Genomic DNA, 22,846 nt, shown 5'->3' with positions numbered 1-22,846 from the left:
TCCGGTCACAGGTCGAGGCGCAGTCGACCGACTCGCTCATCCCGTCAGGGAAGCTGGTGCAGGGCCAGCGGCATCACGGTCGTCGCGCCCACGTCGGCGAGCAGCGCCCCGGCCACGGTCACGGTCCAGCGGGTCCGGATCGTGTCGTCGACGAGCAGCACCGGGCCGTCGAAGGCGACGCCGGGGAGCAGCGTGGTCCGGGCCAGCAGGTCGGTGGCCCGGGCCGAGGACGAGGCGTCCTCGACCGGTCGCGGACCGGACACCGCGAGTGCCTCGACGTACGGCAGCCGGCCGACCTCGGCCAGGTGCCGGGCCACCGATTCGATCATGGTCGGGAACCGGCGGGACGGCATCGGCACCACGGCGGTCGGCCGCTCCCAGTCCCGCGACCAGCGCTTCAGGACCGCGACGACCGCCTCCAGGATCTCCCCGTCCACCGGTTCGTCCCGGATCCAGAGCCGGCGCAGGGCGTCGGTCCAGGCGGGGTCGTCGGCGAAGGCCACGGCGCGGCCCGGCGCCAGGAAGTTGATCTTGCCCTTCCGGTCGCCGAGTCGGGCCGCCCACTGCTTCCGCGGCTCCACGACCGTGTCCTGGCCACGGAAGAACCGGCGCGCAGCGGTGATCAACTCCTGGTCGGGAGCCGCACCGGGCGGCGGCAGCTCGCCGGTGCAGACCGAGCACCGCCCGCACGCCTGCGGATCCGGGTCGTCGAGGGCCTGTTGCAGGAAGCGCATCAGGCAGCCCTCGCCGTGGGCGTAGGACCGCATCAGCCCGGCCTCGGCGGACCTGACCTGGCGCAACGCGTCCCACTTCTCCTGGTCGTAGTACCAGCGCCTCCCGGTCGCGACCCAGTCGCTGCGGTCCCGTTCGACGATGCCGTCGACGGCCAGGATCTTCAGCGTCGACTCGAGCCGGCCGCGGCGGATCCCGGTCGCGGCCTCGATCGCGCCGAGCCCGGCCGGTGCCTCGGCCAGCACGTCGAGGATCTGTTCCACCTGGGCCTCGACCGGGATCCCGGCGGTCGCGAAGTAGTCCCAGATCCGTTCGTCCGACTCGGCCGGCACCAGCACCGCGACCGCGTCGTCGAGCGCCCGGCCGGCCCGGCCGACCTGCTGGTAGTAGGCGACCGGCGAGGCCGGCGAGCCGAGGTGGATGCAGAAGGCGAGGTCCGGCTTGTCGTAGCCCATGCCGAGCGCCGAGGTCGCGACCAGCGCCTTGACCTGGTTGGCCCGAAGCCGGTCCTCCAGCTGTTCCCGGTTCTCGGTCTGCCCCGTGTAGGACTCGACGTCGAGGCCCTGGCTCTGCAGGAAGCCGGCCACCCGGCCGGCCTCGGCCACCGTCAGCACGTACACGATCCCGGAGCCGGGCAGCGAGCGCAGCGCCTCGGCCACCCAGGCGTAGCGTTCCAGCGGCGACAGTTCCGGCACCACGGACAGCCGCAGCGACGCCCTGGCCAGCGAGCCGCGAAGCGTGACGGTGTCCTCGCCCAGCTGGCCGGCCACGTCGGCGGTGACCCGCTCGTTCGCCGTCGCCGTGGTGGCCAGCACCGGCGTGCCGGGCGCCAGCTCCAGCAGGGTCCGGGTCAACCGCTGGTAGTCCGGCCGGAAGTCGAAGCCCCAGTCCGAGACACAGTGCGCCTCGTCGATCACCAGCAGCCCGCAGCGCGCCAGCAGCTCCGGCAGCCGGGCCGCGAAGCGCGGATTGACCAGGCGTTCCGGGGAGATCAGCAGCACGTCGAGCTCGTCGGCCGCGAGCGCTTCGAAGATCGGATCCCAGGCGTCGAAGTTGGTCGAGTTGATCGTCGCGGCCCGCAGCCCGGCCCGTTCGGCGGCGGCGATCTGGTCCCGCATCAACGCCAGCAGCGGTGACACCACGAGGGTCGGGCCGGCCGGCTGCTCGCGGTGCCGGAGCGCGGCGGTCGCGCCCCAGTAGACGACGGACTTGCCCCACCCGGTCGCCTGGACCACCAGCACCCGCCGTCGGTGATCGACCAGTTCCTCGACCGCCCGGAGCTGGTCCTCCCGCGGCACGGCGTCCGGCCCGGCCACGGCCCGGATGGTCGTCGCCAACTGCTCGGCGGTACGGCTGCTGATCCTCACGCTTTCCGACATGCCCGCCATCATGCCCCTCCCCACCGACGCCCTCCCCCCAATCCGCCGACCCGGCACAACAGCAGCCGTTCTGGCGGCGTGTCGCTGCAGAGGTGCCGACTCGATCCGGACGGGAGGAGGCCACGGATGGCCGGGAATAACGGTGTTATCGAAATCGTGCCAAGTTCGCACCGAACCCTTGCACCGCCCGCGGCATCCTCATTACGATTCACAATATCGCAGTTATCTTCGATATTTGGAATATAGGTGATCTCATGCGGCGACGGCGCAGGTCCTGGTCGATCCTTCTGATCTTGGTGGCCCTGATCGCCGCCCTCGCTCCACCGACAGCAGCCGCGGCACCCGACGAACGGCCGGGCCGGCTTCCCGACGGCGCGTTCCTCACCGCCAAGAACGGCGGCAACACGGTGGCGGCCACGATCCGCGAGGACGAGGCGCGGGCCGACGGCTACCGGCACATCGACACCCCGGCCATGATCGACCGGCTCAAGCAGCTGAACGTCACGATGTTCACCTACGACATCTGGGAGAGCCCGACGGACTGGGACGACCTGGTCGAGGAGTTCGTGCCAGCCGCCGAGGCCGCGGGGATCGACGTGATGATCTACCTGGTGCCCCCGTCGGAGTGCTTCCTCAACGACAGACCGCATGTCGCCGGTCGGTGCTCGCGCCCGTTCGAGCTGGACTTCGTCCGGTGGGCCGAGGAGATCGCGAAGCTGTCGCTGAAGCACCAGAACGTGAAGTCCTGGGCGATCGACGACTTCCTCAGCGGCCCGGTCAACCAGGCGCTGTTCACCAACGAGTACCTGACCAAGATCGAAAACGCCCAGCGGGCGATCAACCCCGACCTGAAGTGGTACGTCACGCTGTATCCGGGCGAGATCACCGATCACTCGATGGAACGGATCGCCGGCACGGTCGACGGCGTCATCTACGTCTACTTCGTGTACGGGTCGACGATCGACCCGAGCCAGGTCGAGACCGGTCTTGATCACGTTCTCGCGATCACCGGCAAGGCCGGCAAGGAACTGGTGCTGCTCGGCTACTTCGGCCGGTTCCTCGATGGCCTGGTCCATCCGGACGAGCGCTATGTCGCCGAGGTGCTGACCCGAGCGAAGCCGTACCTGCTGGACGGGCGGATCCGGGGCATCATGGCGTACGGCGCCCCGCTGGACGCCCTGACCCAGCAGCCCGGCACCGACTACCGGGCGCATTCCGGGATGGGCAGCCTCAGCTTCTCGATCAGCAACAACGTGCCGACCTCGCCCGGTCACTTCGCCGCCGCCTCCCAACGGGTCGCGGTCGACCCGAAGGCGAAGCAGAAGACGGTCAGCTTCAAGCACACCGACTACCAGGAGGGCGGCGACGCCGGCTACCAGCTGAAGCAGTTGCTGGTCGACGGGAAGGTCGTCTGGAGCCAGGACTTCACCAGCGACACCGAGGAGGTCTGGCACGACGAGACGGTCGACGTGACCGAGCTGCTCGCGGGCAAGTCGTCGGCCGAGATCTCCTTCCGGCTCTTTCACCAGCAGGGCGTCACGTTCTCGCCGAACGACACCCGGTTCGACGTCGTGACCGCCCAGGGGATCAAGATCACCAACGGCGGCTTCGAACGGCCGGGCGGCTGGCGGATGAGCCGCAACGCCACCCAGCTGCACCCCTACGTCGACCTCTATTCGCCGGCCCGGCCGGCGAAGATCTTCAACGCCATCAGCAAGGGGTACGCGGAGGTCCGCGGCACCAGTCATACGCCGCTGACCGAGCCGACCTTCGACGGGCTCGAGATCAGCCCGGCGAACCGGGCGATGACCGGGAACGGCCGGCTGAGCTTCAGCATCCCGCGCGAGGTGGACGTCGCACCGGACACCTGTGCCGCGGCCGCGCAGACGATGCAGGTCGATCCGGACTCGCCGCGCTACGAGATCGACTTCTGGCACACGGACCCGATCGGCGGCCTGCACGGCCGCTACTTCAAGCAGCTGCTGATCGACGGGGTGAACATCTGGAACCGCGACGTGGGCGACGGCTGGCCCTGGTTCTACCTGCAGGGTTCCGATCACCAGGGCCCGATCGACATCACCGAGTTCGTGCGGGGCAAGGGCTCGGTCAAGATCGAGTTCCGGCTGTGTTCCGGTTCCGGCGCCGTGTCCGGGCTGGACGTCCTGGACTACAAGATCGACAACGTCCGGACCATCGGCCTCGGCCTGCGGAACGGCGGCTTCGAGGACGACAGCGGCTGGACCCTGACCGGCTCGGGCCCGATCTCCGTCGCGTACGCCAACTGACCGGAAGGAGATCTCGATCATGACCAGACCACTGCGGACCGCCATCGCCGCCATGATCATCGCCGTGCTCGCCGGAGCGCCCGCCGTACCGGCCGCAGCGGATGATCATGGAACCGATCGGGCCAGGGCCGGGACGTTCACCAACCCGATCCGGGACGGCGCCGACCCCTGGCTCGCCTACCACCAGGGGCGGTACTTCCTGGCCAGCACCACCGCGTCCAGCGTCGTGACCGTCTCGGCCTCGCCGTCGCTGGCCACGCTCGGCGCGGCCACGCCGACGGTGGTCTACGACGCCGCCACCGCGCCCACCGAGTACCGGGACAACATCTGGGCACCGGAGCTGCACCGGTTCGGCGGCCGCTGGTACCTCTACTACACGGCACAGATCGGCGGCGACATCTCGACCCACCGCAACTTCGTCGCGGAGAGCCGGGGCGACAGCCCGCTCGGCCCGTACACCTTCAAGGGACAGCTCCAGGGCCCGGACATCTTCAGCATCGACGGCACCGTGCTCGAGGTTCATGATCAGCTCTATTACGTGTACGCGGGCATCCCGGCTCCGGGCGCGCAGAAGCTCTACATTGCGCCGATGAGCAATCCGTGGACGCTGGCCGCCGAGCCACGGATCCTCTCCGAGCCGACGTACGAGTGGGAGAAGATCGGCGACGGCGAGACCCAGGAGGGCCCGTACCCGATCTACCGGAACGGGAAGATCTTCCTCACCTACTCGGCCGCCCAGTGCGGCACTCCGGACTACGCCGTCGGGCTGCTCAGCTACACCGGCGGCGATCCGGCCGACCGCGCCTCCTGGACGAAGACGCCGGAACCGATCTTCAGCAAGAGCCCGGAGAACGGCGTCTACGGCCCCGGCCACCACAGCTTCTTCACCTCCCCGGACGGCAGCGAGGACTGGATCGTCTACCACGCAAGGGATTACCCGAACAGCACCGATTGCGGTGAACCTCGCACGATCCGGGCCCAGAAGATCAACTGGACCGCCGACGGCCGGCCCGATCTCGGCGTCCCGGTGCCGCTCGGCGTTCCGGTGCCGCTGCCGGCCGGCGATCCGGGGGCCCGGAAGTGATCGCCCGGATCTGGTCCGGTTGGGCCCCGGCCGCGTCCGCGGACGACTACCAGCGGCACTACACCTCGGCGGTACGGGAGCACCTGGCGGAGGTTCCCGGCTTCCGCGGCGCCCGGCTGCTGCGGCGGCAGGTCGGGGACGAGGTGCAGTTCACGTCGATCACGTACTTCGATGATCTTGACGCGGTCCGCGGCTTCGCCGGCGCGGGCTACCAGCAGGCGGTCGTCGAGCCGGCGGCGCGCAGGGCCCTCAGCCGGTGGGACGAGACGGTGAGCCACCACGAGGTCGCGGCGACGATCGAGCTGCCGGACGCTTGATCAGCGTGCGGGCAGGCTGACGTTCACGCACAATCCCCCGCCCGGCCTCGGCGTCAGGTCGAGCCGGCCGCCGTGGGCGGAGGTGATCGCGGCGACCACGGCCAGGCCCAGACCGTGCCCGGCGACCGGCGCTCCGTCCTGGCCGCGGCGGCGCTGCCCGGGCCCGCGGCGGAACGGTTCCAGCAGGCCGGGCAGGTCGGCCGGGTCGATCACCGGGCCGGTGTTCTCCACCCGGACCACCGCATGATCATCGTCGGAGCCGACGGTGATCATGATCGTGCCGCCCGCCACGTTGTAGCGCAGGGCGTTCTCGACCAGGTTGCGGATCAGCTGTTCGAGCAGCAGCGGATCGCCGTACGACGGGGCCGGGCGCAGCTCGGTGTTGATCTTGATCCCGGACCGGTCGGCGTCCTGCAGCGAGGCCAGCGCGGTCCGGGCCGTGTCGGCCAGGTCTACCGGCTCGGCCTGCTCGATCCGGTTCTCGCTCTCGGCGAGGACCAGCAGCCCGTCGATCAGCCGCGCGTTGGTCTCGATCTGGTCCAGCAGCCGGTTGCCGAGGGCGACCGTCGCCGGTGCCGCGCCGGGCCTCGTGATCTCGACCTCGATGGTCGCCCGCTGCACCGCCAGCGGGGTGCGCAGCTGGTGCGAGGCGTTGGCGACGAAGTGCCGCTGGCCGTCGAAGGCGCGGTCGAGCGAGTCGAGCATCGCGTCGAACGCCGTCGCGAGCCGCCGTACCTCGTCGTTCGGCGCCGTCCCGGCCCCGGTCAGCCCGATCCGCTCGTGCAGGTTGCGTTCCGGTCCGGTGGAGCGGGCGATCCGTTCCGCCGTCGCCGTCATCAGGTCGAGCGGACGCAGCCCCCGCCCGGCGATGATCCAGCCGCCCGCGCCGGCCGCGACCGCGACCGCCAGCACCACGACGGCGCCCTGGGAGAGCAGCGCGGCCAGGGCGGCGTCCCGCAGCGCGGCGCGATCCTGCTCGAGCTGGGTGATCAGGACGTCCAGCTGGACCGTCGAGCCGTCCGGCAGGACGATCGTGGAATCGCCGCTGGCGGCGGCCCGTTCCCGCAGGGCGGCGATCCGGGCCTCGGTAGCGTCGCTGCCGAGCTCCTGGTCCAGCCGCTGGCCGACGACGACGTAGATGCCGACCAGGATCAAGGCACCGGCGGCCAGGATCAGGCCGCCGTACAAGAGGGTCAATCGGCCGCGCAGGCCGAGTCGTGGTCGCTTGGTGATCATGGAATCCGGTAGCCCACACCGGGTACGGTCTCGACCACGGCCGGCTCGCCCAGCTTGCGGCGCAGCTTCATCACGGTGACCCGGACCGTGTTGGTGAACGGGTCGATGTGCTCGTCCCACACCTTGTCCAGCAGGGATTCCGCGGACACCACCGTGCCGCCAGCGCGAAGCAGTTCGCCGAGCACCGCGAACTCCTTGTTGGTCAGGCTGAGCGCGACTCCGTCCCGGAAGGCCTCCCGGCGGCCCGCGTCCCAGCGGATCCCGGACCGTTCGATGGTCGGGGCCACCGGCGCCGACGTCCGGCGGCACAGGGCATGCACCCGGGCGGACAGTTCGAGGAACGCGAACGGCTTGATCAGATAGTCGTCGGCGCCGATCGCCAGGCCCTCGATCCGGGACCGTACCGCCGACGCCGCGGTGACCATCAGCACCCGGGTGATCACGCCCGCGTCGACGATCCGACGGCACACCTCGTCGCCGGAGATGCCCGGCAGATCCCGGTCCAGCACGACGACGTCGTAGGAGTAGACCCCGATCCGTTCCAGGGCTCCCTCGCCGTCGTAGGAGATGTCGACCGCGAACGACTCCCGCCGCAGCCACTCCGCCATCGTGTCCGCCAGGACCGGCTCGTCCTCGACCACGAGGATGCGCATCCGCTTCACCCCTCTCCGTCCGGAGGCCGATTCTGCTGCACCCCAGGTAACCAGGGGATAACCAGCACCGGCTGTGAGTCCGCCCTGCGCCGGCTGTGAGCCCGCGGCCCGGATAACCACCGGATAACCGCGGCGTCCTCGCTTACGGCCCGGTTATCCGGATCCGGCTCGACTTGATCACGAGCGGTGATCGTCACCGCGATCAGGAGGACTCACGATGAAGATCATCACCAGCGGCGCGCGGGCCACCTCCGGCGCACTGCTCGCCCTCACCCTCGGTGTCGCGGCGCTGGTCGGCGGCTGTACGGCCGGCACCGGAGACGCAGGTGGGATCCCCAGCGCCGGGCCCGTCTCCAGCGCCCCCGGACCCTCGAGTCCCGGCGCCCCGGAGAGCAGCGCACCGGGATCGAAGGAGCCCGGTTCCGGTACGTCAGCGCCGCCGACCCCGGATGCCTACGCCTACGCGGCCTGCATGCGCGAACACGGCATCGACATGGCCGACCCCGACCCGAAGACGGGACTGCCGACGGTCGGCGACTCGGTCGATCCGGAGAGCGCCGCGTTCAAGGAGGCCCACGAGGCGTGCGGCGACCTGCTGCCGGGCGGGATCCGCGGCCAGGGCGACGACACCGAACTCGACGCCTACCTCGAGTTCGCCCAGTGCATGCGGAAGAACGGCATGCCGGACTTCCCGGACCCGCAGCCGGGCAGCGGCGAAGGGATGTTCCCCGGCATCGACCGCAACGATCCCGCGTTCGGCAAGGCGTCCGAGGCCTGCCAGCACCTCCTGGCCGGGAGCGACCAATGAAACGGGTGACCCGCCGGGTGATCATCGCGGGCGCGGTGCTCGCGGCCGGCGCCGTCGTCACGGCGGCGGCGCTCGGCTTCGGCGGCGCGGCACCGCAGGTGGAGGCGTCCAGCACCGGCCTGCCGCCGGCCACGGCCAAGATCACGAAGGGCACGCTGACCCAGACCCAGTCGGTCGCCGGCACGCTGTCGTACGGACCCGTGACGGGCCTGAGCGGCAAGGCCGACGGCACGGTCACCTGGCTCCCCGAGCCCGGTGCGGTGATCAAGGCCGGCGACCCGCTCTACAAGATCGACAACGACTCGGTGCAGCTGTTCACCGGCAAGCTGCCGCCGTACCGGGCCCTGAGCGAGGGGGACTCGGGTCCGGACGTGAAGCAGCTGGAGAAGAACCTCAAAGCCCTTGGCTACCAGGGCATCGAGGTCGATTCCTACTTCGGCTCGACGACCACCGAGGCCGTCTACGCCTGGCAGGATGATCATGGCCTGCCGGAGAACGGTGAGGTCGATCCGGGCCAGTACGCCGTCACGGCCGGCCCGGTCCGGGTCACCGAGGTCAAGACCGCGGTCGGCGCCGCGCTCGGCCCGGGTGCCGAGGTGCTCGGCTATACCGGGACGAAGCGGCTGGTCGAGATCGACCTGCCGGTGGACAAGCAGCAGTTCGTCGAGGTCGGCAACCCGGCCACCGTCGTGCTGCCGGACGGCTCGAAGGTGAAGGGTACGGTCAGCGAGATCGGCGCCGTGGCCAGCACCGACGACGAGGGCGACACGACGATCCCGGTCACGGTGACGATCAAGGACCAGAAGGCGCTCGGCACCCTGGAGGCCGCGCCGGTCACGGTCCAGTTGATCACCGGCAAGGCGACGGGCGTGCTGATCGTTCCGGTCACCGCCCTGGTCGCCCTGTCCGGCGGCGGCTACGGCGTCCAGATCGTCAACGGCGGCCAGGTCGGCCATGTGGCGGTGCAGACCGGCATGTTCGCCGGCGGCATGGTGGAGATCAGTGGCTCCGGCATCAGCGCCGGGACGGTCGTGGGGGTGGCGTCATGATCACGCCGCCGTCGCCCGTCGTGGTCCGACTGGACCAGGTGTCGAAGACGTACGAGGGCGGGGTGGTCGCCCTGGACCGGGTGTCCCTGGAGATCCGGCCCGGCGAGCTGATCGGCATCGTCGGCCCCTCCGGCTCGGGCAAGTCGACCATGCTCAACATCCTCGGCACGCTGGACCGGCCCAGCTCGGGCGAGGTCGACCTGGCCGGCTACCGGGTCCGCCGGCTCTCCGACCGGCAGCTGTCGGTGCTGCGGGCCCTGACGATCGGCTTCATCTTCCAGCAGTTCCATCTGGCCGCCGGGGTGCCGGCGCTCGACAACGTCGCCGACGGGATGCTGTACGCCGGCGTACCGCGGCGGATCCGGCTGGACCGGGCCGAGCGGGCCCTGCACCGGGTCGGCCTGGGCCATCGGATCGATCACCGGCCGCACGAACTGTCCGGCGGGGAACGGCAGCGGGTCGCCATCGCGCGGGCCGTGATCGGCGATCCGCCGCTGCTGCTCGCCGACGAGCCGACCGGGAACCTGGACACCGCGGCCGGCACCGGCGTGATGACCCTGCTGCGGGAGCTCCACGAGGGCGGCACCACGGTCGTGATCATCACCCACGACCGGGACATCGCGGCCTCGCTGCCGCGCCGGGTCGAGATGCGCGACGGCCACCTGATCACCGACACCGCCGACACGGCCGGCACCGAAGGAGCACGATCATGATCACCGGGAGCCAACCAACGCCACGGCTTTCCCCGGCTGGGTTGGGATTCGGCGACCTGGTCCGGGTCGGCGGAGCCGGCCTGCGGGCCCGGCCGACCCGGATCCTGCTCTCCGCGCTCGGCATCGCGATCGGCATCGCCGCGATGATCTCGGTGATCGGGATCTCCAGTTCCAGCCGGGAGGACTTCAACCGCCAGATCGCCGAGCTGGGCACCAATCTGCTCACGGTGAGCCCGGGCCAGAACCTGTTCGGCGAGCAGTCGCACCTGCCGGTCGAGTCGACGATCATGATCGACAACATCGGACCGGTCGAGTCGGTCAGCGCGACCGGCGTGATCAGCGGGGCGAAGGTCTATCGCAACGATCATGTGCCCGAGGCCCAGTCCGGCGGCATCAGCGTCGTCGCCGCCAAGCCCGGCCTGCTCGACACCCTGGGCGGCGAGCTGGCCGCGGGGACGTTCCTCGACGACGCCACCGAGGGCTACCCGGTGGTCGTACTCGGCGCGACCGCGGCCGAGCGGCTCGGGGTCGGCTCGGTCGGTCCCGACCAGCAGGTGTTCCTCGGCGGCCAGTGGTTCACCGTGATCGGGATCCTGGCCCCGGTCACCCTGTCCCCCGAGTTCGACACGGCCGCGATCGTCGGCTGGACCGGTGCGATTGACCTGCTCGGCTTCGACGGCTACCCGACCACGATCTACACCCGGGCCGCGCAGCCGTACGTCGAGGAGGTCCAGGCCGTGCTCGGCACCACGGCCAACCCGGCCGCGCCGAACGAGGTCGACGTGTCCCGGCCCTCCGATGCCCTGGCCGCCCAGCAGGCCGCCGACACGACCCTGAACAGCCTGCTCCTCGGCCTCGGCGGGGTCGCCCTGCTGGTCGGCGGCATCGGGGTGGCGAACACCATGGTGATCTCCGTGCTGGAGCGGCGCGGGGAGATCGGGCTGCGGCGGGCGCTCGGGGCGACCCGGGGCAGCATCCGGGCCCAGTTCCTCGTCGAGGCGCTGCTGCTCTCCGCGATCGGTGGCGCGGCCGGGCTGCTGCTCGGCATCGGGGTGACCGCGACGTACGCCAACCTGCAGAGCTGGCCGACCGTGGTCCCGCCGTGGGCGACGGCCCTCGGCCTCGGGGCGACCCTGGTGATCGGCTGCCTGGCCGGGCTCTACCCCGCCGTCCGGGCCTCCCGGCTGTCGCCCACCGAAGCGCTCACCGCGCCATGATCACGAACGTGACTGCGGGCCGGGGCCGGAGCCGGCCCGTTGCCGAACCACCTCGTGGATCAGCCCGACCGCGCGGTCGACCCCGTTCTCGGCACGGATGATCCGGCCCAGCTCGTCGGCTCGGGCCGCCAGGCTCGCGTCACCAACGGCCTGCCGCAGCGCCCCGGCCAGGCTTTCGGCGGTGAGCCGCCGCTGCGGCACCGGAGCCGGAGCGACTCCGCTGATCGTCATCCGCTGTCCCCAGTACGGCTGGTCGGCAATGAACGGGCAGATCACCTGCGGCCGGCCCGCGGCGAGCGCGGCCGCGGTCGTACCACCGCCACCGTGGTGCACGTTGGCGGCGGTCCGGGCGAACAGCCAGTCATGCGGGGCCTGGTCGATGATCATGATCCGGTCCCCGGCCGGGCTGGTGTCGATGCCGCCCCAGCCGGTGATCACCACGGCCCGCACGCCGGCGAGCCGTACCGCCTCGACGATGGTCCGGCCGACCCGGCCCGGATCGGTGCCGGACATGCTGCCGAAGCCGATCGACACGGTCGGTTCGCCGGTGTCGAGGAAGGCCCGGAGGGGCTCCGGCGGTGTCCAGCCGCTCGACGCCGGCAGGTACCAGTAGCCGGTGGTGTGGGTCCAGGAGGGGAAGGCGAGCGGACCCGGGAGTACCTGCTCACTGAAGGCCTGCAGCATCGTCACCGGCGCTCCGGTCGGCGTCCGCAACGGATCGCCCTGGTTCGGCCGCCGCGGCAGGCCGAGGGTCTCGGACCGCCACTGCTTCGCCACCCCGGCCAGGCCCATCAGGGCCGGGTTCGGCAGCCGGTAGCTCGCCCGGTTCAGCGCGCGCGGGACCGGGAACGGGAGCAGCGGGTTCGGGAACGAGCTGGTCGGCACCCAGCCGGGCTGCAGTCCGACCCCGACGGCCGGCCGGCCGAGCTTCTCGGCCAGGTGCTGCATCGGCAGGTTGACCGGGTGGACGACGACGTCGGCGTCGGCCGCCGGCACCGCCGCGAACTCGTCCAGCATCCGGCGCAGCATCGGGCCGGTCCGCCGGATCAGCTGCAGCGCCATCCGTTTGCCCCGCAGGCCACGGAAGTTGGTCTCCATCGCCGCCCGTACCTCGGGATCGTCCATGATCTCGTTCATCCCGTCGTACACGGGCACGAAGGAGAAGTCGTACGGAGCGGCCAGGGAGGCGGAGCCCTCGGGAGCCGCCAGCACCGCGACACGGCCTTCCGGCTGTTCGCCGAGCAGGGCTACCAGCAGACAACGGTCGCCCAGATCGCCGCCGAGGCGGACGTGGCCAAGAAGACGTTCTTCAACCACTTCCCGACCAAGGAGGACGTCCTGTTCGCCGACGCCGGGCGGTTCGTGGAGGCGGCGCACGAGGTGATCGCCGCGCGCGAGCCGGGCGAGCCGATCGGCGACGTGCTGCTGAAGGTGTACGACCACGTGCTGGCCCAGCCGCCGACCGACGAACTGCGGGTGCCGGACACGGCCGTGCTCGACATCGCAGCCCTGGCCCGGAACGTGCCGGCCGTTCAGGCCAAGGCACTCCAGGTCATGTCGGAACTACAGCAGCAGGTGGCGACCGCGTTCGCCGAAGCCTTTCCCGACGAGCTGGATCCGGTCACGGCCGGAGCCGCAGTCGGCGCGCTGATCGGCGCCGGGCAGGGAGCCAGCATGGCCAGTCTGCGACTCGGCCACTCCCTGCCGGAGCACCTCGCCGGCACCCGGCGCGCGCTCGACCTCGTCCGGGACGGACTGCGAACGCTCTGATCCGAGGATCAGCCGCCGGCGACCGCGGGGATGATCGAGATCTTGGCGTCGTCCTCGACCTTGGCGTCCAGGCCGCCGACGAACCGGACGTCCTCGTCACCGACGTACACGTTGACGAAGCGGCGCAGCTCACCGGCCTCATCGACGATGCGCTCCTTGATCCCGGGGTGGGCCGACTCGAGCGAGTCGAGCACCTCGGCCAGGGTCGCGCCGTCGGCGGTGACCTCCTTGGCCCCGCCGGTGTAGGTCCGGAGGATGGTCGGGATGCGTACCGATGCCGTCATGGACGCTCATCCTTCCAGAAAGCCTCGAACGCCTCATAACGAGGCGGGATGGTGGTCTTCGGGCCGACCTTGTCGGCGACGGCGTCGAGCGTCTTCAGCCCGTCGCCGGAGTTGATCACGACCGTCTCGGCCGCCGGGTCCAGGACACCGTCGGCGATCAGCTTCGCGGTCACGCCGACGGTCACGCCGCCCGCGGTCTCGGCGAAGATCCCCTCGGTCCTGGCCAGCCGCTGGATGTTCGCGACCACGGTCTCGTCGTCGACGTCGGTGATCACGCCACCGGTGCGGCGCACCGTGTCCAGCACGTACGGACCGTCGGCCGGGTTACCGATCGCCAGCGACTTCGCGATCGTGTCCGGCTTCACCGGGCGGACCACGTCATGGCCGGCGCGGTAGGCCTGCGCGATCGGCGAGCAGCCGGTGGCCTGCGCACCGAAGATCTTGTACGGCTTCTCGTCGACCAGCCCGAGCTTGATCAACTCCTGCAGGCCCTTGTCGATCTTGGTCAGCTGCGACCCGGACGCGACCGGGATGACGATCTGGTCCGGGATCCGCCAGCCGAGCTGCTCGGCGATCTCGTACGCCAGCGTCTTCGATCCCTCGGCGTAGTAGGGCCGCACGTTGACGTTCACGAACGCCCAGCCCTCTTCCTCGCCGGCGATCTCGCTGGCCAGCTTGTTCACGTCGTCGTAGGTGCCCTCGATCGCGATCAAGGTCGTGTCGTAGACGGCGGAGGCCAGGATCTTCTGCCGCTCCAGGTTCTCCGGCACCAGCACGACGGACCGGATGCCGGCCCGGGCGGCGGCCGCGGCGACCGCGTTGGCCAGGTTGCCGGTGGACGGGCAGGCCAGCACCTTCAGGCCCAGCTCGCGTGCCGCGGAGAGTGCGACGGCGACTACCCGGTCCTTGAACGAGTGGGTCGGGTTGCCCGAGTCGTCCTTCACCCAGAGCTGCCGCAGACCAAGATCATCGGCGAGGTTGCGCGCATCGACCAGCCGGGTGAACCCGGGGTCGGTGGACCGGAAGGTGGCGATGTCGGCGGGCACCGGCAGCAGCGGCGCGTACCGCCAGATGCTCTTCGGGCCGGCCTCGAGCTGGGCCCGGGTCACGGCCGGGAACTCGTACCCGACCTCGAGCGGGCCGAAGCATTCCACGCAGGCATAGAAGGGGCCCAGCGGCCCGGTGGCGCCGCAGGCCCGGCAGATCAGATGGGTGGCGTTGCCGAAGGCTCCGGGTCGACAGCCGGCGGGAGCTTCGGCGGAAATAGCCGTGGTCACGCGATCACGTCCTTCATCATCTTTCTCGGTCGACTGTCGCCGAGTCGGAAGTGGCACCGTGTCCGTCGGTCGGCCGGTTGCCGGGGAGTCATCGGGCCGAATCCCTCATCCCCATCTAGATGGCTGATTCAGCGTAAGGTCCGGATCGGGCGTTTCCCGAATCCTTTCTCGGATTGCAAGATCAATGCCCATATGCTGGACTCCTCGAGGGAGCGGAGGCCCGGATGGAGCTGCGATTTCACCTGCGCAGGGTCGGCAACGCGATCAACCTGGCCACGCCGTTCGGGCTGCTGGTGGCGCGGATCGGCGGCGCGCGATGGTCCGGCGGGCCGCGCGGGCTGCTCCAGGCCGAGGGCTACCGGCTCGGCTTTCCGTACGCGGAGGCCTTCACGATCGGCAACGTCGTGATCGCGAGGGAGAGCTGGGACGAGCAGCTACGCCGCAATCCGCGACTGCTGGAGCACGAGGAGGCGCACACCTGGCAGTGGTTCTACTGCCTCGGGCTGCCGTTCCTGCTGGCGTACTCGGCCTGTCTGGCCTGGTCGATGCTGCGCACCGGGGATCGCGCGCTCGGCAACTTCTTCGAGCGGCAGGCGGGTCTGGAGAGCGGCGGGTACATCACGCCGCCGGCGACCGACTGACCTTCAGGGAGCGGTCAGGCGTCGATGTTGAGGTCGATGCCGAGCCGGCGGGCCGAGCGCTCGCGCTGGCGGTTGGCCCGGAGCCGGCGCAGCCGCTTCACCAACAGCGGGTCGTGGGCCAGGGCCTCCGGGCGGTCGATCAGGGCGTTCAGCACCTGGTAGTAGCGGGTCGCGGACAGGCCGAAGCGCTCCCGGATCGCCTGCTCCTTGGCGCCGGCAAATTTCCACCACTGGCGCTCGAAGGCCAGGATGTCGGAATCGCGTTCGCTCAACGTCTCCGTGGGGTCGACGGGGTGTTGCTGGGGATTCGTCGCGGCGACCATGTTCCTCATAGTAGGGGAGGAATCACAGCCATGTCATTCACCGCGCCGAGGCCTCCGCGAGCCCCGGAATCCCGGGGAAACCGGGCCGGGACGTCCACGACGGCCGTGGCCGAGCGTAGCAAGCGGTTCCCACGACGGCCTCACCCGAGCACCACGGACGGCTCGGATGCGGTTTGATGGTGGCCATGAAGGATCGCATCGGGTGGGGGATTCTCGGGGCCGGCCACATCGCCGGAGTGTTTGCGTCCGATCTTGCGCTGCTCCCGGACGAGGCTGAACTGGTGGCCGTCGGCTCCCGGTCCAAGGCCAAGGCCGAAGAGTTCGCCCACCAACACGGTTTCGCCCGCTCCTACGGCTCGTACGCCGAACTGGCCGCCGACCCGGACGTCGACGTGGTCTACATCGCCTCGGTCCACAGCGACCACTTCGAGTCGGCCCGGATCTGCCTCGAGGCCGGCAAGTCGCTGCTGATCGAGAAGCCGATCACCGTCTCCGAGCCGCGCGCCAAGGTGCTCATCGCCTGGGCCCGCCAGCGTGGGCTGTTCCTGATGGAGGCCCTGTGGACCCGGACCAACCCGCTGATCCGGCAGGCCGTCGACCTGGTCGCCGCCGGTGAGATCGGCCAGATCAAGCACATCTCGGCCTCGTTCGGGTTCGCCTTCGACGGTCCGGAGACGCACCGGCTGCTGGATCCCGAGCAGGCCGGCGGCGGCGTGCTCGACCTCGGCGTCTATCCGGTCCACCTGACCGAGTTGTTCCTCGGCGAGCCGGACCGCGTGGTCGGGTACGGCAACGTCACCGCCGCCGACGTCGACACCCACGCCTCGGCCCTGCTCGGCTACTTCCCGCGGGACGGCCGGCCGGCCGCGACGGCGTCGGTGACCTGCAGCCTGGAGGCGAACCTGCCGACCCGGCTGGAGATCTTCGGCACCAACGGCCAGCTGACCATCGACGAGTTCATCCGGCCGCCGGAGCTCGCGCTCCGCCGCGGCACCGACCGGGACGCCAAGCCGGAGATCCTGATCGGCCAGTGGCCCGGCGGCGGCTACACCTTCCAGGCGCAGGAGGTCATGCGTTGTCTGCGGGCCGGCGAGCAGTTCTCGCCGATGGTGCCCTGGGAGTCGACCCTGGCCAGCATGCGCACCCTTGACCGTTGGATCGCGGGCGTCGAGGTCGCCCAGCCCTGATGACGACAGAGCAGCCCTTCATGATCAAGAGACTGACCGGAACCATCCAGCCGTACCCGTGGGGATCGACCACCCAGATCCCCGAGTTCCTGGGGACGACGCCGACCGGGGAGCCGCAGGCCGAGCTCTGGCTGGGGGCGCACCCGCAGGGTCCGAGCCGGATCGGCGACCCCGAGTCGGGCGACCAGGAGATCCTGGCCGACCATCTCGCGGCGGCGCCGGCGGAACGGATCGGGGCCGGCTCGGTGGAACGGTTCGGGCCGCGGCTGCCGTACCTGATGAAGGTGCTGGCGGCCGCCCGGCCGCTGTCCCTGCAGGCGCACCCGTCCCGGGAGCAGGCCGAGATCGGCTTCGCCCGCGAGGAGGCGACCGGGATCGGCCGGGACGCCGCGGACCGCACCTACCGGGACGACTGGCCGAAGCCGGAGGCGTTCTGCGCGCTCGGTCCAGTGCAGGCCCTGTGCGGCTTCCGGGACCCGCAGCAGACGTACGCGCTCTTCGAACGGCTCGGCGTGCCGACGGCGCTGGAACTGGTGGCGCCGCTCGCCGACGGCGGGCCGGACGCACTGGCCGAGGTGTTCCGGCGGGTGCTCACCTTGCCGGTGGAGTCACGCGGCGTGATCGACGAGCTGGTCGCCGCCGCGACCGACGGCCGGGAACGTGATCTCGACGAGTTCGGCACCACCGCGGTCGAGCTGGCCACGCACTACCCGGGCGATCCGGGCGTGATCGCCGCGCTGCTGATGAACCGGGTCCACTACGGCCCGTACGACGCGATCTTCCTGCCGGCCGGCAACCTGCACGCGTACCTGAGCGGCACCGGGGTGGAGATCATGGCCAACTCCGACAACGTGCTGCGCGGCGGGCTGACCTCGAAGTACCTCGACGTCGACGAGCTGATCACGGTGCTCGACTTCACGCCGCGGCCGGTCGAGCTGGTGCCGATCGACGAGGAGGCGCCGGGACTGTTCCGCTATCGGACGCCGGCGCCGGAGTTCGGGCTCTGGCGGCTGGAGCCGGCCGACGCCACGATTCCGTTGCCTGCCAACGATTCCGGGCGGGTGGTGCTGGCCGTCCGCGGCACCGTGGTGATCACCGGCGGCGAACAGGAGCTCAGCCTGACCCGCGGCGAGGCCGCCTTCGTGCCCGCCGACGCCGGCGAACCGAAGCTGACCGGGTCCGGAATCGCCTTCGTCGGCGGACCGGGCCTCTAGTGGCGGCGCGCCACTAGGCTCGTAGCAGCGCATTCGACGGAGAGGCAGGCCCGTGACCGAACCGATCCCTGTGATCAGGAAGCTCGAGCGCGCCCTGGCCGACGACGATTTCGCCTGGTCGTTGATCTTGGTCGGCGAGGACCAGACCGACAAGCTCGCGACGCTGACCGGCGAGCTGCGCGGCGGCTACTCCGAGACCGGCGACGGCAAGCAGATCAGCTCCGGCTTCTCGTACTGGGGCATCGGGCCGACCATCGCCTGGGCGCACGCCTGCAGCGACCCGTTCTATCTCGTGATGAAGGCCGGTACGGAGTCGTTCCTGCGGCACTGGCGCAAGCTCCGGCGGCACATCGACGGCGACGGCTTCCACTTCGTCAGCCTCGGCGTCGGCACCGGGCAGAAGGACCGGACCATCCTGGAGGACCTGCACCGGGTCCGGTCCGACATCTACTACCTGCCGGTCGACATGAGCTCCGAGATGCTCCGGCTGGGCACCCTGGAGCCGCTGCGCGGGATCAGGTTCCCGATGGCGCAGGTGCTGCCGATCCAGCTCGACTTCTCGATCGCCGACAACCTGGACGAACTGCGCGAGATGCTGGACCGGCTGGTCGATGACGAGCCGGTGCTCTACTCACTGACCGGGAACACGCTGGCCAACTTCGCGAACGACGAGGAGGCCCTGGCCACGATCACCCGGGCGCTGCGGCCGCAGGACCGGCTACTGCTCGAGGTCGCGACGACGAACCGGATCGACGAGGCGGCGGCCACCGAGGCCGCCGACGAGTATCACGAGACCCGGGCCTTCGCGGAGTTCGTCACCAGCGCGCTGCGCTACAACACGAACCTGCAGGTCGACCACGAGCGGGTGAAGTTCCGCGGCTTCATCGAGGACGACGACGCGCTGCTGGTCAAGGTGCTGTACGAGAACGACACCGACGCCGAGATCCGGATGGAGCTGCCCGACCACACCGAGCTGGCGCTGCCGGTCGGCGACACGATCCGGCTCTACACGACCCGGAAGTTCTCCGCCGGGCGGCTGGACCGGCTGCTCTCCGCGTGCGAGCTGACCCTGGTCGAGAGCGCGCACTCCCAGTTCCGGCACACCCGGCGGCCGACCCCGTTCGGCCTGGACCTGCTGCTGCTCGCGCCGAAGGGGGCCCAGGACGTCCGGCGTACCGTCGCCGACGAGATGTGGGACCGCCCGTGATCGACGCCTCACTGCGCCGGACCGTCGTCACCGTGCTGACGTACGGGCTGCTCGGGGTGGCGTTCGTGCTCGGCGTGATCTGGTTCCTGGTGCCCGAGAACAACCGGTGGGAGCCGGCGGTCAACACGCTGACCCTGGTCGCCGGGCTGACCGGCATCTTCGTCGACCGGCTGTCCCGGGAGGCCGAGCGGCGCCGTGAGGTGCTCGCCGCGGTCACCGACGAACTGGCCGTCAACGAACGGCTGCTGGGCGACGAGCGGTTTTCCGGCGCGGGCCGGCGGCGCCAGATCTACCCCCGCTTGGTGGTCTCGGCGGTCGACGTGGCGCTGGTGTCGGGGGTCCTGGCGCGGCCGCGGGACAGCGAGCTGGTGACCCTGCTGCACCGCTGGCGGGACACCGTGCACGAGTTGAACCGGCGGCTCGACCTGACCGAGTTCCGCACCTTCTCGGAGTCGATCTCCGACGAGGAACTGGCCAGCTACCAGCGGGCCCTGCAGCGCGAGAACAGCTTCCTCGCCGCCACCCGGGAGCGGCTGAACCAGCTCACCGAACGACTGCCGGCCAGGGGCTGACCCCACCCCGAAGACTCCGGTCACCCTCAGCGCATCCGCGGGCCGGAATCCCTACCGTCGAAGGGATTCCAGATCTCCTCGCGAAGGGAACCCCCGGATGCCGATCCCTGAGACCGCTGCCGAGCCGCGACCCGCCGGCACCACGCCGAGCGGCCGGTTCGCCCAGTTCGGCCTGCTCACCCTGGCGCTCAGCTGGCTCCCCTGGGCCGCCCTCGGGGTGGCCGGGGTCGACGTCGGTACGGGCGCCGGGCAGCTGGTCTTCGGACTGGCCGCCAGCGGCCCGTCGCTGGCGGCGTTGATCATGTGGCTGCGGTTCCGGCGGGAACGGCGGCGACCCACCACGATCACCTGGTACGGGATCGTCGCCGGCCTGGTCCTCGGCGCCGTCGCCCCGGTGGTCGCGGCCCTGGTCCTGGCCGGAGGCGACCCGACCGTGCTCGGGTGGCACGCGGTGACCGTGACGGCGAGCGTCGGCGGCCCGCTCGCCGTGCTCGCGTACACGATGGTCGCCGGGCCGCTGGCCGAGGAGTTCGGCTGGCGCGGCTGGCTGCAGCCACGACTCCGGCGGCGCTGCTCCCGGACCCTGACCGCGGTCGTCCTGGGCACCGCCTGGGCGGTCTGGCATCTGCCGTTGTTCCTGCTCCCCGGGACCGGCCAGCACCAGACCGGCCTGGTGTCCCTCGGCGCCGCGGCGTTCTTCGTCTCGATGATCCCGTTCAGCTACGTGATCATCTACGCCACCGAACGCCTCCGCGGCGGAGTCTGGGCCGCGGTCGCGGCGCACGCCGGCTTCAACGCCGCCGGCGCCCTGTTCCCGGCCGCCGGCGACCTCGCGGCCATGATCGAACTCGGCGTGATGATCATCCTCGCCGCCGTCGCCCATGCCCTGGGTCAGGCCTCGAACAAGTCCTCATGATCATCGGGCGGCGCGTCCCGGTGGCCGAGCACCTCGAGCACCTGTTCGCCGTACTTGGCCAGCTTGTTCTCCCCCACGCCGCTGATGGTGCCGAGGTCGGCCAGTGAGCCCGGGGCCCGGGTGGCGATCTCGCGCAGCGTCGCGTCGTGGAAGATCACGTACGCCGGCAGGCCCTGCTCCTTGGCGACCCCGGCCCGCCAGGCCCGGAGCTGCTCGAAGACCGGCGCCGCGGCGGCGTCCAGCTCGACCGCGGGCGCCTTCCCGGAGGAGGAGCGGGTCCGGGTCCGGGCCTGCTTCGGCGGGTCGCGGCGCAGCGAGACCTTCCGCTCCCGGTAGAGCACGTCGGCGCTGGCCTCGGTGAGCAGGAAGGTCTGGTAGGTGCCCTCCACGGCCAGCAGGCCCTGGGCCAGCAGCTGCCGGATCACGGTCCGCCAATCCGCCTCGGGCAGCTCGCTGCCGACGCCGAAGACGGAGAGTTGATCATGGGTGAACTGCTCCACCTTGGGGGTCCGGCGGCCGAGCAGGATGTCGACGATCTGGCCGGCCCCGAACCGCTGCCGCCGTTCCTTGTCCAGCCGGTAGACCGTGGACAGCACCTTCTGCGCCGCGACGGTGCCGTCCCAGGTCTCCGGCGGGGTCAGGCAGGTGTCGCAGTTGCCGCAGGGTTCGCCGCTCTGACCGAAGTACGCCAGCAGCTGGGTACGCCGGCACTCGACCGTCTCGCACAGCGCGAGCATCGCGTCCAGGTGCTGCGACAGCCGGCGCCGATGAGCAAGATCACCGTCGGAGTCGTTGATCATCTTCCGCTGCTGGACCACGTCGGCCAGCCCGTACGCGAGCCAGGCGGTGGACGGCAGCCCGTCGCGGCCGGCCCGGCCGGTCTCCTGGTAATAGCCCTCGACCGACTTCGGCAGGTCGAGGTGCGCCACGAACCGTACGTCCGGCTTGTCGATGCCCATCCCGAACGCGATCGTCGCGACCATGATCACGCCGTCCTCGCGGAGGAACCGGGCCTGGTTCTCGCTGCGGGTCCGGGCGTCCAGCCCCGCGTGGTACGGCAGCGCGGTGTAGCCCTGCCCGACCAGGAACTCGGCGGTCTTCTCCACCGAGGCCCGGGACAGGCAGTAGACGATCCCGGCGTCGCCCGCGTGCTCGGTCTTGAGCAGGTCGAGCAGCTGCCGGCGCGGCTCGTTCTTGGGCACGATGCGGTACTGGATGTTGGGCCGGTCGAAGCTGGCCACGAAGTGCCGCGCATCGGTGAGGTCGAGCCGGGCCGCGATCTCGGTCCGAGTGGCGTCGGTGGCGGTCGCGGTCAGGGCGATCCGGGGAATGTCCGGCCAGCGCACGTGCAGCTCGGACAGGGCCAGGTAGTCGGGCCGGAAGTCGTGCCCCCACTGCGCGACGCAGTGCGCCTCGTCGATCGCGAACAGGGCGATGGTGCCGCGGTCCAGCAGCCGCAGCGTCGACTCGACCCGGAGCCGTTCCGGGGCCAGGTAGAGCAGGTCCAGTTCTCCGGCCACGAAGGCCGCCTCGGTGTCCCGGCGCTCCTCCGGGCCCTGGGTCGAGTTGAGGAACCCGGCTCGGACGCCGAGCGCGCGCAGGGCGTCGACCTGGTCCTGCATCAGCGCGATCAGCGGCGAGACGACCACGCCGACGCCGGGCCGGGCCAGCGCCGGGATCTGGTAGCAGAGCGACTTGCCGCCGCCGGTCGGCATCAGCACCAGCGCGTCGCCGCCGCCGGTGACGTGCTCGATGATCTCGGCCTGGTCGCCGCGGAACGCGTCGTACCCGAAGACGCGGTTCAGGACCTCGATCGGCTGCGTGGCGACAGGAAGCATCACCCGATCGTAGGCTCTCCCGCCCGCGGCCGGGCACCCGACGGGGCGAGTCGGACGACACCGTCCGGCGACGGACAACACTCATCGCCTCGTCGTCTGGCCGTCATGTCGAGTTCCCGTGGCCGTGACCGGGGCCGGTCACGG

General features: G+C 70.8%; 22 protein-coding genes and 1 riboswitch. Of the genes, 14 read left to right on the top strand and 8 right to left on the bottom strand.

All coding sequences use genetic code 11. From position 1 onward, the window contains the following. Positions 1-44 precede the first annotated feature (44 nt). Entirely contained in the window at positions 45-2,111 is a 2,067-nt protein-coding gene (locus ACFQU4_RS07640; protein ID WP_377489056.1) for a RecQ family ATP-dependent DNA helicase, read from the bottom strand. 254 nt (positions 2,112-2,365) lie between these two features. On the opposite strand from ACFQU4_RS07640, the gene ACFQU4_RS07635 reads away from it, so the two are divergent. The 3 genes from ACFQU4_RS07635 to ACFQU4_RS07625 are packed head-to-tail and all read left to right on the top strand — an operon-like array spanning position 2,366 to position 5,797. After that, on the top strand, positions 2,366-4,396 hold the full coding sequence (locus ACFQU4_RS07635; RefSeq protein ID WP_377489053.1) for a hypothetical protein: 2,031 nt from the start codon (positions 2,366-2,368) through the stop codon (positions 4,394-4,396). Between the two features lie 19 nt (positions 4,397-4,415). Continuing rightward, a complete protein-coding gene (locus tag ACFQU4_RS07630; protein WP_377489050.1) occupies positions 4,416-5,480 on the top strand; it encodes a family 43 glycosylhydrolase in 1,065 nt (354 codons plus the stop codon). Further along, positions 5,477-5,797: an antibiotic biosynthesis monooxygenase family protein gene (locus ACFQU4_RS07625; RefSeq protein WP_377489047.1), complete on the top strand. Its 321-nt coding sequence runs from the start codon at positions 5,477-5,479 to the stop codon at positions 5,795-5,797. Before ACFQU4_RS07630 ends, ACFQU4_RS07625 begins: the two co-directional genes overlap by 4 nt. Here ACFQU4_RS07625 and ACFQU4_RS07620 read toward each other — a convergent pair whose 3' ends face one another. Both ACFQU4_RS07620 and ACFQU4_RS07615 read right to left on the bottom strand, forming a co-directional pair. Further along, positions 5,798-7,033, bottom strand: a complete 1,236-nt coding sequence (locus tag ACFQU4_RS07620) for a sensor histidine kinase (RefSeq protein WP_377489044.1) — start codon at positions 7,031-7,033, stop codon at positions 5,798-5,800. After that, positions 7,030-7,686: a response regulator transcription factor gene (locus ACFQU4_RS07615; protein ID WP_377489041.1), complete on the bottom strand. Its 657-nt coding sequence runs from the start codon at positions 7,684-7,686 to the stop codon at positions 7,030-7,032. The genes ACFQU4_RS07620 and ACFQU4_RS07615 overlap by 4 nt, the downstream gene beginning before the upstream one ends. Positions 7,687-7,903: 217 nt before the next feature. Between ACFQU4_RS07615 and ACFQU4_RS07610 the strand changes: the two genes are divergently transcribed. From ACFQU4_RS07610 to ACFQU4_RS07595, 4 genes are read left to right on the top strand one after another with little or no spacing between them, the layout of a single operon-like run. Beyond that, positions 7,904-8,494 carry a hypothetical protein gene (locus ACFQU4_RS07610; protein WP_377489038.1) on the top strand — a complete coding sequence of 197 codons (591 nt, stop codon included), beginning with the start codon at positions 7,904-7,906 and terminating at the stop codon, positions 8,492-8,494. Beyond that, positions 8,491-9,543, top strand: coding sequence for an efflux RND transporter periplasmic adaptor subunit (locus ACFQU4_RS07605; RefSeq protein WP_377489035.1), 1,053 nt, complete (start codon positions 8,491-8,493; stop codon positions 9,541-9,543). Before ACFQU4_RS07610 ends, ACFQU4_RS07605 begins: the two co-directional genes overlap by 4 nt. Beyond that, positions 9,540-10,256 (top strand): ABC transporter ATP-binding protein, encoded by a 717-nt coding sequence (locus ACFQU4_RS07600; protein ID WP_377489032.1) that lies wholly within the window; start codon positions 9,540-9,542, stop codon positions 10,254-10,256. The genes ACFQU4_RS07605 and ACFQU4_RS07600 overlap by 4 nt, the downstream gene beginning before the upstream one ends. Continuing rightward, positions 10,253-11,473, top strand: coding sequence for an ABC transporter permease (locus tag ACFQU4_RS07595; RefSeq protein ID WP_377489029.1), 1,221 nt, complete (start codon positions 10,253-10,255; stop codon positions 11,471-11,473). Before ACFQU4_RS07600 ends, ACFQU4_RS07595 begins: the two co-directional genes overlap by 4 nt. Here the strand turns inward: ACFQU4_RS07595 and ACFQU4_RS07590 are convergent, their stop codons facing one another. Further along, positions 11,474-12,790: a glycosyltransferase gene (locus ACFQU4_RS07590; protein ID WP_377489026.1), complete on the bottom strand. Its 1,317-nt coding sequence runs from the start codon at positions 12,788-12,790 to the stop codon at positions 11,474-11,476. Between ACFQU4_RS07590 and ACFQU4_RS07585 the strand changes: the two genes are divergently transcribed. Next, the gene (locus ACFQU4_RS07585) at positions 12,704-13,243 is read left to right on the top strand and encodes a TetR/AcrR family transcriptional regulator (RefSeq protein ID WP_377490516.1); all 540 of its coding nucleotides are present in this window, start codon (positions 12,704-12,706) and stop codon (positions 13,241-13,243) included. The genes ACFQU4_RS07590 and ACFQU4_RS07585 overlap by 87 nt on opposite strands. A gap of 8 nt (positions 13,244-13,251) precedes the next feature. Here the strand turns inward: ACFQU4_RS07585 and ACFQU4_RS07580 are convergent, their stop codons facing one another. Both ACFQU4_RS07580 and thrC read right to left on the bottom strand, forming a co-directional pair. Then, a complete protein-coding gene (locus tag ACFQU4_RS07580; protein WP_377489023.1) occupies positions 13,252-13,527 on the bottom strand; it encodes a ubiquitin-like small modifier protein 1 in 276 nt (91 codons plus the stop codon). Continuing rightward, complete coding sequence (gene thrC, locus ACFQU4_RS07575) at positions 13,524-14,804, bottom strand: threonine synthase (protein ID WP_377489020.1); 1,281 nt, start codon at positions 14,802-14,804, stop codon at positions 13,524-13,526. Before thrC ends, ACFQU4_RS07580 begins: the two co-directional genes overlap by 4 nt. A gap of 13 nt (positions 14,805-14,817) precedes the next feature. Then, positions 14,818-14,930: riboswitch (SAM riboswitch) on the bottom strand. A 98-nt stretch (positions 14,931-15,028) separates the two neighbouring features. Here thrC and ACFQU4_RS07570 point away from each other — a divergent pair. Beyond that, positions 15,029-15,445, top strand: a complete 417-nt coding sequence (locus ACFQU4_RS07570; RefSeq protein WP_377489017.1) for a hypothetical protein — start codon at positions 15,029-15,031, stop codon at positions 15,443-15,445. A 14-nt stretch (positions 15,446-15,459) separates the two neighbouring features. On the opposite strand, the gene ACFQU4_RS07565 is transcribed toward ACFQU4_RS07570, so the two are convergent. Further along, positions 15,460-15,768, bottom strand: a complete 309-nt coding sequence (locus ACFQU4_RS07565; RefSeq protein WP_377489014.1) for a DUF3263 domain-containing protein — start codon at positions 15,766-15,768, stop codon at positions 15,460-15,462. A gap of 185 nt (positions 15,769-15,953) precedes the next feature. Here ACFQU4_RS07565 and ACFQU4_RS07560 point away from each other — a divergent pair, with 185 nt between their 5' ends. The 5 genes from ACFQU4_RS07560 to ACFQU4_RS07540 all read left to right on the top strand — a co-directional run bounded on the left by ACFQU4_RS07560 (position 15,954) and on the right by ACFQU4_RS07540 (position 20,864). Next, positions 15,954-16,955 (top strand): Gfo/Idh/MocA family protein, encoded by a 1,002-nt coding sequence (locus tag ACFQU4_RS07560; protein WP_377489011.1) that lies wholly within the window; start codon positions 15,954-15,956, stop codon positions 16,953-16,955. A gap of 20 nt (positions 16,956-16,975) precedes the next feature. Then, positions 16,976-18,169, top strand: a complete 1,194-nt coding sequence (manA, locus tag ACFQU4_RS07555; protein WP_377489008.1) for a mannose-6-phosphate isomerase, class I — start codon at positions 16,976-16,978, stop codon at positions 18,167-18,169. A 52-nt stretch (positions 18,170-18,221) separates the two neighbouring features. Then, a complete protein-coding gene (locus tag ACFQU4_RS07550; protein ID WP_377489005.1) occupies positions 18,222-19,376 on the top strand; it encodes an L-histidine N(alpha)-methyltransferase in 1,155 nt (384 codons plus the stop codon). Next, positions 19,373-19,948: a hypothetical protein gene (locus tag ACFQU4_RS07545; RefSeq protein WP_377489002.1), complete on the top strand. Its 576-nt coding sequence runs from the start codon at positions 19,373-19,375 to the stop codon at positions 19,946-19,948. The genes ACFQU4_RS07550 and ACFQU4_RS07545 overlap by 4 nt, the downstream gene beginning before the upstream one ends. 97 nt (positions 19,949-20,045) lie before the next feature. Next, positions 20,046-20,864: a CPBP family intramembrane glutamic endopeptidase gene (locus ACFQU4_RS07540; RefSeq protein ID WP_377488999.1), complete on the top strand. Its 819-nt coding sequence runs from the start codon at positions 20,046-20,048 to the stop codon at positions 20,862-20,864. Here the strand turns inward: ACFQU4_RS07540 and recQ are convergent. Next, positions 20,840-22,702 (bottom strand): DNA helicase RecQ, encoded by a 1,863-nt coding sequence (gene recQ, locus ACFQU4_RS07535; RefSeq protein WP_377488996.1) that lies wholly within the window; start codon positions 22,700-22,702, stop codon positions 20,840-20,842. The genes ACFQU4_RS07540 and recQ overlap by 25 nt on opposite strands. Between the last annotated feature and the right edge of the window lie 144 nt (positions 22,703-22,846).

Origin of the sequence: Microlunatus sp. GCM10028923 (genome assembly GCF_042666975.1) — a bacterium.
Lineage (GTDB): Bacteria > Actinomycetota > Actinomycetes > Propionibacteriales > Propionibacteriaceae > Microlunatus.
Note: the sequence above shows the minus strand (reverse complement) of the source record. Positions and strands in the feature narration are given on the sequence as shown.

Excerpts from the sequence above, each read along its gene's own strand:
- ACFQU4_RS07640 (WP_377489056.1), bottom strand. The coding sequence starts at position 2,111 with ATGTCGGAAAGCGTGAGGATCAGCAGCCGTACCGCCGAGCAGTTGGCG.
- ACFQU4_RS07635 (WP_377489053.1), top strand. The coding sequence starts at position 2,366 with ATGCGGCGACGGCGCAGGTCCTGGTCGATCCTTCTGATCTTGGTGGCC.
- ACFQU4_RS07630 (WP_377489050.1), top strand. The coding sequence starts at position 4,416 with ATGACCAGACCACTGCGGACCGCCATCGCCGCCATGATCATCGCCGTG.
- ACFQU4_RS07620 (WP_377489044.1), bottom strand. The coding sequence starts at position 7,033 with ATGATCACCAAGCGACCACGACTCGGCCTGCGCGGCCGATTGACCCTC.
- ACFQU4_RS07615 (WP_377489041.1), bottom strand. The coding sequence starts at position 7,686 with ATGCGCATCCTCGTGGTCGAGGACGAGCCGGTCCTGGCGGACACGATG.
- ACFQU4_RS07610 (WP_377489038.1), top strand. The coding sequence starts at position 7,904 with ATGAAGATCATCACCAGCGGCGCGCGGGCCACCTCCGGCGCACTGCTC.
- ACFQU4_RS07605 (WP_377489035.1), top strand. The coding sequence starts at position 8,491 with ATGAAACGGGTGACCCGCCGGGTGATCATCGCGGGCGCGGTGCTCGCG.
- ACFQU4_RS07600 (WP_377489032.1), top strand. The coding sequence starts at position 9,540 with ATGATCACGCCGCCGTCGCCCGTCGTGGTCCGACTGGACCAGGTGTCG.
- ACFQU4_RS07595 (WP_377489029.1), top strand. The coding sequence starts at position 10,253 with ATGATCACCGGGAGCCAACCAACGCCACGGCTTTCCCCGGCTGGGTTG.
- ACFQU4_RS07580 (WP_377489023.1), bottom strand. The coding sequence starts at position 13,527 with ATGACGGCATCGGTACGCATCCCGACCATCCTCCGGACCTACACCGGC.
- ACFQU4_RS07570 (WP_377489017.1), top strand. The coding sequence starts at position 15,029 with ATGGAGCTGCGATTTCACCTGCGCAGGGTCGGCAACGCGATCAACCTG.
- ACFQU4_RS07565 (WP_377489014.1), bottom strand. The coding sequence starts at position 15,768 with ATGGTCGCCGCGACGAATCCCCAGCAACACCCCGTCGACCCCACGGAG.
- ACFQU4_RS07560 (WP_377489011.1), top strand. The coding sequence starts at position 15,954 with ATGAAGGATCGCATCGGGTGGGGGATTCTCGGGGCCGGCCACATCGCC.
- manA (WP_377489008.1), top strand. The coding sequence starts at position 16,976 with ATGATCAAGAGACTGACCGGAACCATCCAGCCGTACCCGTGGGGATCG.
- ACFQU4_RS07540 (WP_377488999.1), top strand. The coding sequence starts at position 20,046 with ATGCCGATCCCTGAGACCGCTGCCGAGCCGCGACCCGCCGGCACCACG.
- recQ (WP_377488996.1), bottom strand. The coding sequence starts at position 22,702 with ATGCTTCCTGTCGCCACGCAGCCGATCGAGGTCCTGAACCGCGTCTTC.